We start from the raw sequence: 13,676 nt of genomic DNA on the forward strand, positions 1-13,676 counted from the left end.
TAACTATGGCACAAAAGCGTAACAAACAGAATTTGCTCTCGTCTAATCTTAAGAACTCGTAGATTTGCAGTTCTAAAAGATTGAAAAGTACATATGATTAAATATATAGGAGCCGTAGTAGGTTGGTTTTTGGCACGTGGGTTTTTTGGCGCTGTCATAGGCTACTTTATCGGTAGTGCGATAGACATGATGATGAGTACAAATAAGGGAGCATCCGAAGGTGGATCTCGTGGGCAACGCTTTAAAGATGTTTTTGAGCAAGCCACACAGCAGAATGTTTCACCTGGCGATTTTGAACTTAACTTGCTTTCACTCGCATCTATCGTGATTAAGGCAGATGGAAAAATAAGCCAGACAGAGCTGGACTATGCTAGAGCCTACTTTGTGAGAGCATATGGAAAGGAGCGTGCAAATGCAACCTTTAGAACTTTTAATGATGTGATTAAAAATCGTGAGATTTCGGCATCAAATATATGTACATACCTTAATGCAAGAACACGTTATGAGGTGCGATTACAGATTTTACACTTCTTATTTGGCATCGCAGGAGCAGATGGGCAAATAAGTCAGCCAGAGGTTAATGTCCTGGGTACAATTGCGGGATATTTTAGAATCAACCATCAAGATTTTGAGAGTATCAAAAATATGTTTGTTAAGAAAGCAGACAGTGCCTATAAAATACTCGAAATAGAAAAATCTGCTAGTAATGATGAGGTGAAGAAAGCATTTAGAACCATGGCCAAAAAATATCACCCAGATAAACTTATGGATATGGATGAAGCCTACCGCAAGGGTGCCGAGGAGAAGTTTAGAAACGTGCAAGAAGCTTACGAGCAGATTCAAAAAGAACGCGGTATTTAACGTCTTTCTTAGTATAACCTTACTATTTCTTTAAGATACATTGTGTAAAGCACTGACTAACTTTGCAGCAAAACAATGTTATGAAGACGCCTTCCGTATTATTTTTTGATGTTAACGAGACTCTTTTAGAGCTTACAGCTTTGAAGAAGAGTGTCACTACTGCTTTAAATGGAAGAGAGGAGCTTGTGCCATTATGGTTTAGCACGTTATTACATTACTCATTGGTGGAAAATGTAACAGGAGATTATAAAGATTTTAGCGAGATAGGTGTCGCGGCATTGCAAATGGTAGCCGCAGGCAATGACATTACCATTACAAAGGAGCAAGCTGAAGATGCGGTGATTAAACCTTTTAAGAGTTTGATGCCTTACAAAGAGGTAAAACAAGCACTAGAGGAGCTCAGGGATCAAGGCTTCAAGCTCGTTGCGCTCACAAATTCATCAACTTCTGGACTAGCCGATAAGTTAGCATATGCTGGAATAAAAGATAACTTTGACACATTGCTAAGTTGCGAAACTGTAGGAGCCTTTAAACCTAGTTTAGAAGTTTATAGTTGGGCGCTTTCAAAATTGAATGTAGAGGCAGAAGATGCTATGATGATTGCTGCTCACGGTTGGGATATTACTGGTGCAAAAAAAGCAGGAATGCAAACTACGTTTATAAGCAGGCCAGGCAAACAAATGTATCCACTAGCTCAAAAGCCAGATTATACTGTCGATACACTCGATGGTCTGGTAGACATCTTCTCAAATTAATAAGCTACTACTTTTTAAATAACACCTTAAATGCTCCTTTTATAAAAGGAATTTTAGGCGCACTTAAAATAACTTCAAGCTCATCTTTAAATGAAGACTCTTCATCTAGAAATCTAAAGATATGTGCGGCTTTTCCTTTTTTAAACATGCGTGTAAAAATTTCTGCACCTCTTTCATTGTGTGCAGCCAGCACCTCAAGTAATACGCCATCATAAAAAGTCCAGCGATTTTTAAGGCTATAATTTTTTAGAGGTTTACCACTTTTTAAAAAATCAATAAGCGCCGCCGATTTTTTCAAGGTATGTTTAAACGTATATCCTGTACTCGCTTTTGTCCACCCACCTGCGGTACCTATGTGTAATATATGCTTGCTATTATGTTGTGTAAAATCATAAGTGGTCATAGGGATGCTACCATATTCTCGATCTGTGATTTCATAATCTGTCACTCCAAGATTATTTAAATAATCTTTTATAGCTTCTTCGTATTCTTCCTTTGGTAGTAAATCTTTAGAAAACAATGTGTACTCTACAAGTGCTTCGTGCGTCGAAGTAGGAAGTACATACATAAATCTGCAATTACCTTTTTGAGCTATGCTAAAATCCATGTACGTTGCTACTTTTGGATTAAAAACAGCCTTGTCAGTTTTTACAAACCAGCCTACAAAATGCTGCTGTAATACCACAGCTTCTTGCTGAGTTTCTAGTTGCTCTGGCTTGTAAAAGCTGTTTAAAATTGTGGTAGCATGATATTCATGATCAACAGTTTTTACTATTGCTCCGTTTTCTTTTTCAGTGACATGGGTTACTTTACCGTTTATAAACGTGATATTGCTATGTTGCGATAATTCCGCTTTCGCGAAAGCGTACAATTGCTCGCTTTCTACTTTCTTGTAAGCGTATGGAGCGATATCTATGGTCGTGCTATTTTCATTTCCTTTAATTAGTACCGAAGGCCAAGAATAAGAAATTATGCTTTCAAATAGATCTAGAGTGGTCTCCCAAAAACACCAAGTGCGGTCATTTTTCTTGTTAAGATTCTGGTCAATGATAGCGATAGATACATTCTTAAAAAAAGGATCTCTTGCCATACGAAGTGCCGTCGTTAGTCCAGAAAGACCAGCACCTAGAATAATATAATCGTATTTATTTTGCACGATATAAAGATACGGGGAAGTTGTAAAAAAAGCGACGTCATTTGTAACTTTACAAAGTGACTCAAACTACAATTTCCAATAATGCATTTTTACTACATCCTACTGGCGCAATGTACTGGAAGGAGCAAGATATATTACTCATCGCCGATGTGCATTTTGGAAAAGTAGCTCATTTTAGAAAACACGGTAGTGCCGTTCCTCAAGAGGCGATACAAACTAATTTTGAGCAGTTGGATAAAGCAATTGCTTATTATAACCCTAAGGAGGTTTGCTTTCTAGGAGACTTATTTCACTCTGATCTTAATATAGAATGGGCTTATTTTGAAAAATGGATAAGTAACCAGACTGTTAGATTCACGCTGGTGATTGGAAATCATGATATCATCTCTCCATTACGATTTGAAAAGCTAGGCATAACAATTTATGACGAAAGAATCATTGATGGTTTTTTACTCACGCACCATCCTGAAGAACGAGATGGGCTATATAATTTTTGTGGTCATATTCACCCAGGAGTTCGACTGCAGGGTATGGGAAGACAAGCGCTAAAAATGCCTTGTTTTTTCAAAAAGAAAACCCAACTGATATTACCTGCCTTTGGAACTTTTACAGGTAATTATTTACTAGAACCAGAAGAAGGTGATGAGGTATTTGTACTAACTCCAGATGAAGTGATTTTAATTGCATAATTGATGTGTAGCGTCATGAGGAAATACTAGTTCCTGCAATCTTCTTTTTAATTACCACGGCACACATTTTTAATGGTCTGAGCAATAGTCTAACTTTGCAGCATTAATACAACAGGTGATGGATAAAGACAAATTAGAACTGTCAAAAGAAGAAATGACAGCTTACGGATACCGTATTGTAGATGCTGTAGTAGAACATTTGGACACACAAAACAGTAAGTTTCCTTTGGCTTCGGGAACTCGAGAAGAAATGGACTCTTTGTTTCTAGAAGAAGCACCAGAAAAAGCCTCAGATCCGCAAGAAGTACTTGAATTTGTGATAGAAAAAGTGATGAAACAAAGTGCGATTTCTACGCACCCTAAGTCGTTTTCATTTGTCCCTGGACCTAGTAACTACGTAAGTGCTATGTCTGACACGCTAGCTACAGGATTTAATATATTTTCTGGCGGCTGGTCACAATCACCACCTGCAGCAGAGCTAGAGATTGTAACCATAAGTTGGTTACTTAAGATTTTTGGCTTTCCAGTAAAAAAAGGTGGAGGGATTTTTACAAGTGGAGGATCTATGGCAAACCTTACTGCTATTGTTACCGCTCGTCGTGTGATGTGTGGGGAAGATTTTGCAAATGCAGTTATCTACCTTTCAGATCAAGCACACTCGTCAAACATAAAGGCGTTGCGCATTGTAGGTTTTACAAAAGATCAAATACGATTAATACCAACAGACTCTGAGTTTAAATTTTCTACTATAAAACTTCGTAGTGCTATCGCTCGTGATAGACTGGAAGGTTATAATCCGTTTTGTGTAATTGCTACCGCAGGAACTACAAATACGGGAACAGTAGATCCTCTTACAGAAATTTCAAAAATTTGTAAAGAAGAGAAACTGTGGTTCCATATAGATGGAGCATATGGAGGAGCTGCGATTCTAGCAAAAAACGGAAAAGAACTTTTAAAAGGAATTTCTAAAGCAGATTCTCTTACTGTAGATCCGCACAAGTGGTTTTTCCAGCCTTACGAGATGGGTTGCTTGTTAATACGTAATCACAAATACTTGAAAAGTACTTTTGTTGAGAAGCCAGAGTATTTGAGAGATATAGAAGGCAATGAATCTGAGATTAATTTTTATGATCACGGTGTCCAACTTACAAGACGTTTTAGGGCACTTAAATTCTATATGTCTTTAAAAACATTTGGACTAGAAGGATTTAGAAACGCCATCACCTATAACATCAAAATAGCCGAAAAGACCGAGAAGCTACTCCGTAAAAGTAAAAAATGGGAGATCGTATCACCTGCTACGCTTGCGATTATTAACTTTAGGTATAACCCTATTGGAAATAAATTTACAGAGAAGCAACTAGATGAACTCAATCAGAAAATTTCTGGTATGGTGACAGCATCTCGTGAGGCTCAACTAGTAACAACAATACTCAATAAGCAAGTAGTACTGCGTATGTGTTTAATAAACCCACGTACTACTTTTGATGATGTACAAGATACGCTTAGACTTTGTGAAAAATTTGCAGACGAAATCTTAGGATAAGAAAAGCTTCGGTTTTATGAATATTTTATCACTTTTCAAGAGAGGTATAGTCTAGTAGCGTATGTAACTTTACTAAAAATCAGTGATTATGAAAAAGACCTATGCGATTGTAAATTTTCTTTCTGTGTTATTGGTTCTTGCTGTAAACGGACTTTCACAAGCCCAGCGCTGGAACGATACTACCATAGGCGAGGCATCTGATAGGTATGAGAATTTATTTACGCCAGCAGGATATGCATTTTCTATCTGGGGTGTCATTTTCTTAATGCTATTAGGATATTCGCTTTTTCAAATACGTCGCGCTTTCTTTAGTAAAAAAGAATCTCCTTTCATTGTACAGACTGGCTGGTGGTTTGCTATTGCAAATTTTCTTAATGCTGCATGGGTGGTTGCCTTTACGTATGAATACGTAGGATTATCTGTACTTATCATGCTAGGGATTTTATCGAGTTTATTACTTGTAATCTGGCGTACTAATATGGAGCGTTGGGATGCTCCTATTGAGGTAATTGGTCTAGTGTGGTGGCCTATTTGTATCTATTCTGGGTGGATTGCAGTAGCAACCATTGCAAACTTTTCTGCTTTCTTTGCAAGTATAGGTTGGACTGGAGGACCGCTTAACGAAGTAGTGTGGACTATGGTAATGATTACTATTGCAGTACTTATAAATGTTCTTATGGTGTGGATGCGTAATATGCGAGAGTTTGCATTAGTAGCTGTATGGGCACTCGTGGCGATATTTATAAGACATAAAGACCAGCATGAAAGCATTGCTTATTATGCATTATTAGGCGCAATAGTATTAGTAGTAATTACAATGTTACACGCCTTTAAGAATAAGGAAACCGCTCCTCACTTAAAATTTAAGGAACGGTTTCTTGATAATTAAACCATACTCTGCATATCACTAGCAAACGTAGGATATGCAAAAATGGTTTCTCTAAACTGTGTACACGTCATCTTCTGCTGTATTGCCATTGCAAATAAATTGATCATCTCACTAGCTTCTGGTGCGAGTATCTCGGCACCTAGTATTTCATCATTAGGGCCCTTCAATGTCTTATAGCAATAATATGGCGAGTTAAGTCTCTTAATACTAAACCAATCTGGCACATGTTCTGACAGCACTTTATACTCGATCCCCTCGGCTTTAGCTTGTTGTTCGGTGATACCTACAGTAGCGAGTTGTGGCGTGGTATAAACCGCGGTAGGAATCGCAGGAAAGGTATATGCTTTGCGCTCGCCGGTTGCAAGCTGCATACCTACATGTTTTCCTTCTAAACTTGAAAGCGGAGTTAACGGTAAAGAACCACTATCTGCCACATCACCACATGCATATACATTAGGGTTAGAGACACTCTGTAAGTATTTATTCACTTTGATTCCTCGCGGAGTGGCTTCTACATTCCCTTTGTCAAGAGCAAGCATGTCAATTGATGGAACACGTCCAGAGGTATTAAAAACCATTTCGGCTTTTAGTTTATGCTCTTTTCCGTCCTGCTTATAATGTACTCGTGTGTTTTTTTGAAGCATTTCTGCTCCTATCACATCTGCTTCAAAAATGAACTTAATTCCTATATCTGTTGAAGCTTCTTGTAGCAAACTCGTAATACTTTCGTCAAACATTTTTAGCACACGTTCACCACGCTCTATAATAGTCACATCTACACCGCACCGAGCAGCAATATGTGCAAATTCCATGGCGATATAACCTCCACCTACAAAGATGATACTTTTTGGAAGCTCTGGAAGCTCAAGAAAATCGTCTGAGGTTTTAAAAAGCTCAGCTCCTTTAAAGTGAAGTGGTCTTGGGATAAGTCCAGTAGCAATTACCACTTTATCTACAGTAACCTTTTTTCCTTCTACAATGAGTAGTCCTTCTTCTATAAATTCTGGAGACTGGTGATACATGGTAATCCCAGCTTGTTCGAGAGAATCTTCTGTTTTTACAGGCATTGCAGAAACAAATTTTTCTTTGAATTGTTGCAGCGCTTGCCAGTTTATAGTAGCGACTTCAGTTACACCTACTTCTGCCATGTGTGAGGTGCGAGCTATGATTTCGCTAGCGTTGAGTAATACTTTTTTGGGATCGCAGCCTCTGTTTGCACACGTACCGCCATACTCACGATTATCTGCAATGGCTACTTTCATTCCTGCCTTTGCGCAGCGTGTTGCCACCTGTCTTCCCGCACTTCCTGTGCCTATAACAAATATGTCGTAATGTTCAAATCCCATCCTTTTCTTTTTTTATAAAGGTAGGGAGCATGCACTTTTGTTGCTGTTATGAAAATGGTAAAATGTTAGTTACGCTTTGGCGAAAGCGTATTGTTCACCATTAAAAACCAGTAAAGTTGTAGTTACTCTTGGCCTGTAAATCCGTCTACTACCGTCTTTGATGTACCGTCTATTGTAAAGGTATTATGGCGTAAATTTTTAATAAAGATGAAGAAGAAAATCACATAAATCATTTGTGAGCCTACCAGATCCCAGTCTTCTTTAAAAGAAGTACCCGCCATTAATAATGTGATTAATATGAAACTCAATGCCGCAGCAAGTCGTGTCTTAAAACCTATGATGAGTAGCACACCTAGAACAAGCTCTACAATAGGAAGTCCAAAAGCAATAGGCTCCACAAGCGCAGGTGGTAACATAGTTCCTTCAAAACCTTTTGATAGTCCGCTAGCAAAACCTTCCATTTTAGGAAGTCGCACTACACCATTCAATAAGAAATTAATACCTATAGTAATACGCGCGATTACAAATGCTAGCTGATTATCGGTCCAGTTTTTCATGATTTAAAATTATAGAACCTTGAGGCAGCTTAGTTTTATGAAAATGGTAAAAAGTAAATAACGCTTTCGCGAAAGCTGCCACACTCCGTATCTTTGTAAAAAATCTAATTACTTGAGTAAAAACGAACTCTCGCAACACTTTGCACAGTCTCTGCAACTGCAGAAACTAGGGGAAGCTATTTCCCATTCCCAAGAAAATAATAAAAATATTCAAGCAAAAGGCCTCGTAGGATCTGCACTATCTTTTACCATAAGCAGTGCTTTTGAATCCGCCGAAAGTCCTTTTCTCATTATCTTAAACGATAAGGAAGAAGCTGCTTATTTTCTTAATGATCTAGAGCAGCTAGTTAAAGAGGCAAATGTGCTTTTTTACCCTGGCAGCTATAGAAGACCTTACCAGATAGAAGAAATAGACAACGCAAATATCCTGCTGAGGGCAGAGGTTTTAAACAGAATAAACTCTCGTCGCAAGCCAGCCTTGCTAGTTACCTATCCAGATGCGCTTTTTGAAAAAGTAGTTACTCGTAAAGAACTAGATAGACAGACACTCAAAATAGCGGTGAGTGATCAACTGTCGCTGGATTTTGTAAATGAGATGCTGTTTGAATATAAATTTAAACGTGTTGATTTTGTTACAGAGCCGGGAGAATTTTCGGTACGTGGAGGGATTGTAGATGTATTTTCGTTTTCTCATGATGAGCCGTATCGTATTGAATTTTTTGGTGATGAGGTAGATAGTATAAGGACGTTTGATGTGGAGAGCCAACTCTCAACTGGGCAGGTAAAAAAGATTTCGGTGATGCCTAATGTGGAGAACAAGGCATTAACAGAAGTACGCCAGAGTTTTCTAGAGTATATCTCACCTAAAACGGTAGTTTTTATAAAAAACAGATCACTTCTTGTAGATCGTACTGATAAAAATTTCGCGAAAGCGGAAGAAGCATTTTCTAACCTTGACTCAGAGATAAAGCGCAACTCACCAGAGGAGCTTTTTATGCATGGAGCTGCATTACAGCAGCAGCTAGATACGTTTGCCACAGTAGATCTCACCTCAAAAATAGATGGTGCGATAGCTGATACTACAATCAATTTTGAGCAACAACCACAACCTTCTTTTAATAAGCAGTTTGACTTATTGACTGCAAACTTGAATGAAAACTCCGCAAAGGGTTATAAGAACTATATTGCCTGTGTGACGGAGCAAGCGGCAAAGCGTTTTCACGACATTTTTGATGATGCAGATGCGATTGTAAAGCAATATGAAACGGTTGTATTGTCTTTATATCAAGGTTTTATAGATGATGAGCAGAAAATAGCGGTCTACACAGATCACCAGATTTTTGAGCGTTATCACAAGTTTAATCTTAAGAATGGGTATGCAAAAAAGCAATCCATTACGCTTAAGGAATTGAGCCATCTCTCCGTAGGTGATTATGTGACGCATATTGATCACGGGATTGGAAAATTTGGTGGATTACAGAAGATTGATGTAGAAGGGAAGCCGCAAGAAGCAATCAAATTGATCTACGGAGAGCGAGATATTTTATACCTCAGTATTCACTCGCTACATAAAATTACCAAGTATAACGGTAAAGATGGCAAGCCGCCACAAATTTATAAACTAGGTAGCCAGGCATGGAAAAAGCTTAAGGCAAAGACCAAGTCTAGAGTGAAGCACGTTGCGTTTAACCTCATTAAATTATATGCAAAACGTAGACTTCAAAAAGGCTATGCCTTTGGGCCAGATACGCACATGCAGCATGAATTAGAAGCTAGTTTTATTTATGAGGACACACCAGATCAAAGTAGTGCTACCGAAGATGTAAAGCGTGATATGGAAAGTGAGCGTCCTATGGATCGCTTGGTATGTGGGGATGTAGGTTTTGGTAAAACAGAGGTTGCCATTCGCGCCGCGTTTAAAGCGGTTGATGGTGGTAAGCAAGTTGCTGTACTTGTACCTACAACGATTCTAGCCTATCAACATGCACGAACATTTAAGGAGCGTCTCAAAGATTTTCCTGTAAAAATTGACTATCTCAACCGTTTTAGAACAGCAAAAGAAAAGCGCGAAGTGCTAGCAGGATTAGAAAGTGGGGCAATCGATATTGTGATAGGTACGCACCAGCTTACGAGTAAAAATGTAAACTTTAAAGACCTAGGACTTCTCGTTATTGATGAGGAACAAAAATTTGGCGTTGCGGTAAAAGATAAGCTCAAAACCATCTCTGAAACCGTCGATACGCTCACGCTTACAGCAACTCCTATCCCAAGAACACTGCAGTTCTCACTTATGGCAGCAAGGGATTTAAGTACCATAAATACGGCGCCACCTAATAGATATCCTATAGAAAGTAATGTAGTGCGCTTCTCTGAGGAGGTGATACGAGATGCGGTGCAGTATGAAATACAGCGTGGCGGCCAAGTATTCTTTATCCATAACCGTATCGAGAATATTAAGGAAGTTGCGGGTCTTATTCAACGTCTTGTACCCGATGCAAAAGTGGGTATAGGTCACGGGCAAATGGAAGGGAAAACACTTGAAGCAAAGATGTTATCGTTCATGAACGGTGAGTTTGATGTACTGGTGTCTACCACTATTATTGAGAGCGGACTTGATGTGCCTAATGCAAATACGATTTTTATAAATAACGCAAATAATTTTGGACTGTCAGACCTCCACCAGATGCGAGGTCGTGTGGGACGTAGCAACAAGAAAGCGTTTTGTTACTTTATTACTCCTCCATACAGTGCTATGACAGATGATGCTCGTAAGCGCATCCAGGCGCTGGAGCAATTTTCTGTTTTAGGTAGTGGTTTCAACATCGCCATGAAGGATCTTGAGATACGTGGTGCTGGAGATTTATTAGGAGGAGAACAGAGCGGATTCATCAATGAGATAGGGTTTGATACATATCAAAAAATCCTAAATGAAGCCATTGATGAGCTTAAGGAAGATGAATTTTCAGAGTTGTATAATGATGATCCCGCTTTCGCGAAAGCAGAAAAAGATTATGTAAAAGACACAGTGATTGATACTGACTTTAGTCTGCTATTTCCAGATGACTACGTCAACAATATCACTGAACGCTTAAACTTATACACGCAGCTCAACAATGTAAAAACAGAGGAGCAACTGGACGATTTTGAACGCCAACTCGTAGACCGTTTTGGACCATTACCAGAAGAAGCTGAAGATTTACTGGATTCTGTGCGTATCAAGTGGGTAGCGACTAAAATAGGCCTTGAGAAAGTGGTTCTCAAAAATGGAAAACTCACCGGCTTTTTCATTGCAGACCAGCAGAGTGCTTTCTATCAAAGTCCAGCATTTGGTCGTGTTCTTAAGTTTGTACAAGAAAACGCATATCGCATAGGGATAAATGAGAAAAAGCTATCTAAAGGATTGCGATTACTCCTAAAATCTGACGATGCTAAGACTGTGAATGATGTGGTAGCATTACTACGACCATTAATGCCAGAAAGCACCAAGAAAAAAGCAGCAGAGCTGCCTATGGATGATGGCGAGTAAATCTTGGAAATCAACACTAGCGGTAATCGCTGCAATTATTACCATTGTAGGCTTGGTAACTGGGAAGTTTCTATTCTTTGTAGTCTGGTTGCCATTAGGGTGGCTATTTAATTCAAAAAAGGGAGATCGTGCAGACTAAGTATTCTTTTTTCTTAATGTGTATTTGTGTCTTGCTACAGACATCTATGTGTCGTGCGCAAGTACAAGATGCTGTAAAAACGGAAAGAGAATACCGAATTAAACCCGAGCTTGTTCCACAAAAAGCAAAAGACTTTATTGCCACCTTCAATATAAATCGGTCCATAAAATGGCTACAAGAAGTAGGTGATGATGGCGCTAGTATTGAAGCAAAATTTAGATACAAAGGACAGCGTCATAGTGTAGAATTTACTAAAGATGGAGTTTTAGAAGATATAGAAATCGTTATTGGGTTAGGAGAATTACCTGAAGAGACAAAACAAGAGATAACCAGCTATTTCACGCAAGAATTTGATTATTTTAAGGTAGAGAAAATACAAGCGCAGTATAATAATACGGTAAAAGAAATAATAAATAGGACTGCAAAAAATCTCGTATCCTCATCACTTATTCCGCATTACGAGGTCGTTGTAAAAACACGTAATTCTGGTAAAAAATCAAAGCGTTATGAAGTTCTTTTTAACGAGAAAGGAGCCTTCATAAGTAGGTCTCAAGTAAGCATACGACGTGATAATATTCTACGCTTTTGACTATGTTTAAATTCACATTCTTTATCCTAATGTTTTCTGTAAGCACCTTGCTTTACGGGCAATCGCTGTATGAAGTTGGCATACTCCCCGAATTAAATATAGGTACAAAAATTAATGAGCTGTGGAATATTAATGTAGAATTCGCGCCACGTTTTGAAGTAAGTGAAGGAGATTTTAAAGGCAATAATAATACAGATGTATTTTACTCCTTGCTTGATGTCACCACGGTTGCCACGCGTACAGTGGGAGTAGATGCAAAAGTGGGTATGGGATATTTAGCTCGTTTCCGCGATAAAGAAATTATACATCGCGCGATACAACAGTACTCACTTACCGTCCCTTATTTTGGTTTTCGTTTGGGACATCGCTTACGTACAGATCAAACATTTAACGCTAGGCAAAAAGTTGAGTTTAGAGCGCGGTACAGACTATCTTCAGATATATCACTTAACGGCGAGTTTATTGACCCAGGGGAAGTGTATTTAAAATTAGGGAATGAGTACGTGTATTCTATCCAAGGAAATATAACAGATCTGGAAGTCAGGATTGTTCCTACTGTAGGCTATTTCGCAAACGATGCAAATAAACTAGAGATTGGCGTAGACTACCGTATGGATTCATTTCTTGATGCTACTGCAAATCATCGATTCTGGATAAATATGGGATATTACTTGAGTTTGTAGGATTGCGATTTCGCGAAAGCGTAAGTAATGCTTTATTAAATAACCCTAAAGACTAGCCAATTTTTTTGAACTTTGTGGATTCAGATACCTTTTTAAAACTCCTCCTTTTACGTTATTCACGTCAAACTCTACGATAAAAGCATCGGGATCGCAGGAGTCTATGAGCTTGTGTATTTTGCGCAGGTGTATACGGTTTATCACGGTTTGTATCACGCGGCGTTCACTATTTTGACCCGTACTGCCGTAACCTGCCGCCGCTTTGTAGACGGTGATACCAGTGCCAAGCTCATTAAGAATCTTTTGTTCTATTTCTTCAGATGACGGGGATATGATGGTAATACCTATAAAATCTTCAAATCCTTCTATAAAAAAATCGATAAACTTCGCGGTCACGATATAGGTAAGTATGGAATATAGTGCGACTTCTACACTAAGTACTAATGCGGTGATAATAAATAGAATAATATTGAAAGCCAGAATAGTTTTACCTATGCTTATTCCAAAAAGATCAAAGACATAAATTCCTAGAATTTCAGATCCGTCAAGCACCGCACCGTTGCGTATACTGATACCAATACCAGCTCCTAAAAACATACCGCCAAAAATCGCAATGAGCAACTTGTCTTCAGTGATAATAGGAAATGACTCAACACCTATAAGTACTGCTAGTATCAAGATGGACATGGTACTTTTTAAAAGAATATTTCGCGAAAGCTTATAAAAACCCAACACTAGAAACGGAATACTCACAATAAAGAGCAGTAAGGAGATGTCTAGATCTAACTTTTTACTTAATAAAATAGCGATACCCGTTGCTCCGCCATCCAGAAACCCATTAGGTAGCAAGAAGGCCTTGAGGCCTATACTCGCGAGGGCAATACCTATAGCAATTTGTACATACTCAGAAAGTGATTTTAATATCTTTGCCATACCTTTTGGT

The 13,676-nt window shown here is 38.6% G+C and carries 13 protein-coding genes; 9 read left to right on the forward strand and 4 right to left on the reverse strand.

The window, feature by feature from the left end; all coding sequences use genetic code 11:
* Positions 1-93 precede the first annotated feature (93 nt).
* Positions 94-861, forward strand: coding sequence for a TerB family tellurite resistance protein (locus JM84_RS03115; protein ID WP_144782695.1), 768 nt, complete (start codon positions 94-96; stop codon positions 859-861).
* An 80-nt stretch (positions 862-941) separates the two neighbouring features.
* On the forward strand, positions 942-1,616 hold the full coding sequence (locus JM84_RS03120) for a haloacid dehalogenase type II (protein WP_144782697.1): 675 nt from the start codon (positions 942-944) through the stop codon (positions 1,614-1,616).
* 7 nt (positions 1,617-1,623) lie between these two features.
* On the opposite strand, the gene JM84_RS03125 is transcribed toward JM84_RS03120, so the two are convergent.
* The gene (locus JM84_RS03125; protein WP_144782699.1) at positions 1,624-2,772 is read right to left on the reverse strand and encodes a lycopene cyclase family protein; all 1,149 of its coding nucleotides are present in this window, start codon (positions 2,770-2,772) and stop codon (positions 1,624-1,626) included.
* A 56-nt stretch (positions 2,773-2,828) separates the two neighbouring features.
* Between JM84_RS03125 and pdeM the strand changes: the two genes are divergently transcribed.
* From pdeM to JM84_RS03140, 3 genes are all read left to right on the forward strand, one after another.
* A complete protein-coding gene (pdeM, locus tag JM84_RS03130) occupies positions 2,829-3,461 on the forward strand; it encodes a ligase-associated DNA damage response endonuclease PdeM (protein WP_144782701.1) in 633 nt (210 codons plus the stop codon).
* Between the two features lie 118 nt (positions 3,462-3,579).
* Entirely contained in the window at positions 3,580-5,007 is a 1,428-nt protein-coding gene (locus JM84_RS03135; protein ID WP_144782703.1) for a pyridoxal phosphate-dependent decarboxylase family protein, read from the forward strand.
* An 88-nt stretch (positions 5,008-5,095) separates the two neighbouring features.
* Complete coding sequence (locus tag JM84_RS03140) at positions 5,096-5,896, forward strand: tryptophan-rich sensory protein (RefSeq protein WP_144782705.1); 801 nt, start codon at positions 5,096-5,098, stop codon at positions 5,894-5,896.
* On the opposite strand, the gene JM84_RS03145 is transcribed toward JM84_RS03140, so the two are convergent.
* Positions 5,893-7,242: a dihydrolipoyl dehydrogenase family protein gene (locus tag JM84_RS03145; RefSeq protein WP_013750517.1), complete on the reverse strand. Its 1,350-nt coding sequence runs from the start codon at positions 7,240-7,242 to the stop codon at positions 5,893-5,895. The two genes, JM84_RS03140 and JM84_RS03145, sit on opposite strands and share 4 nt — an antisense overlap.
* Before the next feature lie 122 nt (positions 7,243-7,364).
* Positions 7,365-7,799, reverse strand: coding sequence for a DoxX family protein (locus tag JM84_RS03150; protein ID WP_144782707.1), 435 nt, complete (start codon positions 7,797-7,799; stop codon positions 7,365-7,367).
* A 112-nt stretch (positions 7,800-7,911) separates the two neighbouring features.
* On the opposite strand from JM84_RS03150, the gene mfd reads away from it, so the two are divergent.
* Genes mfd through JM84_RS03165 form a run of 4 tightly spaced genes read left to right on the forward strand, consistent with a single transcriptional unit; the run spans position 7,912 to position 12,736 of the window.
* Complete coding sequence (gene mfd, locus JM84_RS03155; protein WP_144782709.1) at positions 7,912-11,325, forward strand: transcription-repair coupling factor; 3,414 nt, start codon at positions 7,912-7,914, stop codon at positions 11,323-11,325.
* Positions 11,312-11,464 carry a hypothetical protein gene (locus JM84_RS15345; RefSeq protein ID WP_158306999.1) on the forward strand — a complete coding sequence of 51 codons (153 nt, stop codon included), beginning with the start codon at positions 11,312-11,314 and terminating at the stop codon, positions 11,462-11,464. Before mfd ends, JM84_RS15345 begins: the two co-directional genes overlap by 14 nt.
* Entirely contained in the window at positions 11,454-12,053 is a 600-nt protein-coding gene (locus tag JM84_RS03160; protein WP_144782711.1) for a hypothetical protein, read from the forward strand. Before JM84_RS15345 ends, JM84_RS03160 begins: the two co-directional genes overlap by 11 nt.
* Positions 12,054-12,055: 2 nt before the next feature.
* The gene (locus JM84_RS03165) at positions 12,056-12,736 is read left to right on the forward strand and encodes a DUF2490 domain-containing protein (RefSeq protein ID WP_144782713.1); all 681 of its coding nucleotides are present in this window, start codon (positions 12,056-12,058) and stop codon (positions 12,734-12,736) included.
* Positions 12,737-12,781: 45 nt separating this feature from the next.
* Here the strand turns inward: JM84_RS03165 and JM84_RS03170 are convergent, their stop codons facing one another.
* Complete coding sequence (locus JM84_RS03170; RefSeq protein WP_144782715.1) at positions 12,782-13,666, reverse strand: YitT family protein; 885 nt, start codon at positions 13,664-13,666, stop codon at positions 12,782-12,784.
* Positions 13,667-13,676 lie beyond the last annotated feature (10 nt).

The organism is Dokdonia sp. Hel_I_63 (assembly GCF_007827285.1).
GTDB lineage: Bacteria > Bacteroidota > Bacteroidia > Flavobacteriales > Flavobacteriaceae > Dokdonia.

Coding starts and splice junctions, on each gene's coding strand:
- JM84_RS03115 (WP_144782695.1), top strand. CDS start 94: ATGATTAAATATATAGGAGCCGTAGTAGGTTGGTTTTTGGCACGTGGG.
- JM84_RS03120 (WP_144782697.1), top strand. CDS start 942: ATGAAGACGCCTTCCGTATTATTTTTTGATGTTAACGAGACTCTTTTA.
- JM84_RS03135 (WP_144782703.1), top strand. CDS start 3,580: ATGGATAAAGACAAATTAGAACTGTCAAAAGAAGAAATGACAGCTTAC.
- JM84_RS03140 (WP_144782705.1), top strand. CDS start 5,096: ATGAAAAAGACCTATGCGATTGTAAATTTTCTTTCTGTGTTATTGGTT.
- JM84_RS03145 (WP_013750517.1), bottom strand. CDS start 7,242: ATGGGATTTGAACATTACGACATATTTGTTATAGGCACAGGAAGTGCG.
- JM84_RS03150 (WP_144782707.1), bottom strand. CDS start 7,799: ATGAAAAACTGGACCGATAATCAGCTAGCATTTGTAATCGCGCGTATT.
- JM84_RS15345 (WP_158306999.1), top strand. CDS start 11,312: ATGATGGCGAGTAAATCTTGGAAATCAACACTAGCGGTAATCGCTGCA.
- JM84_RS03165 (WP_144782713.1), top strand. CDS start 12,056: ATGTTTAAATTCACATTCTTTATCCTAATGTTTTCTGTAAGCACCTTG.
- JM84_RS03170 (WP_144782715.1), bottom strand. CDS start 13,666: ATGGCAAAGATATTAAAATCACTTTCTGAGTATGTACAAATTGCTATA.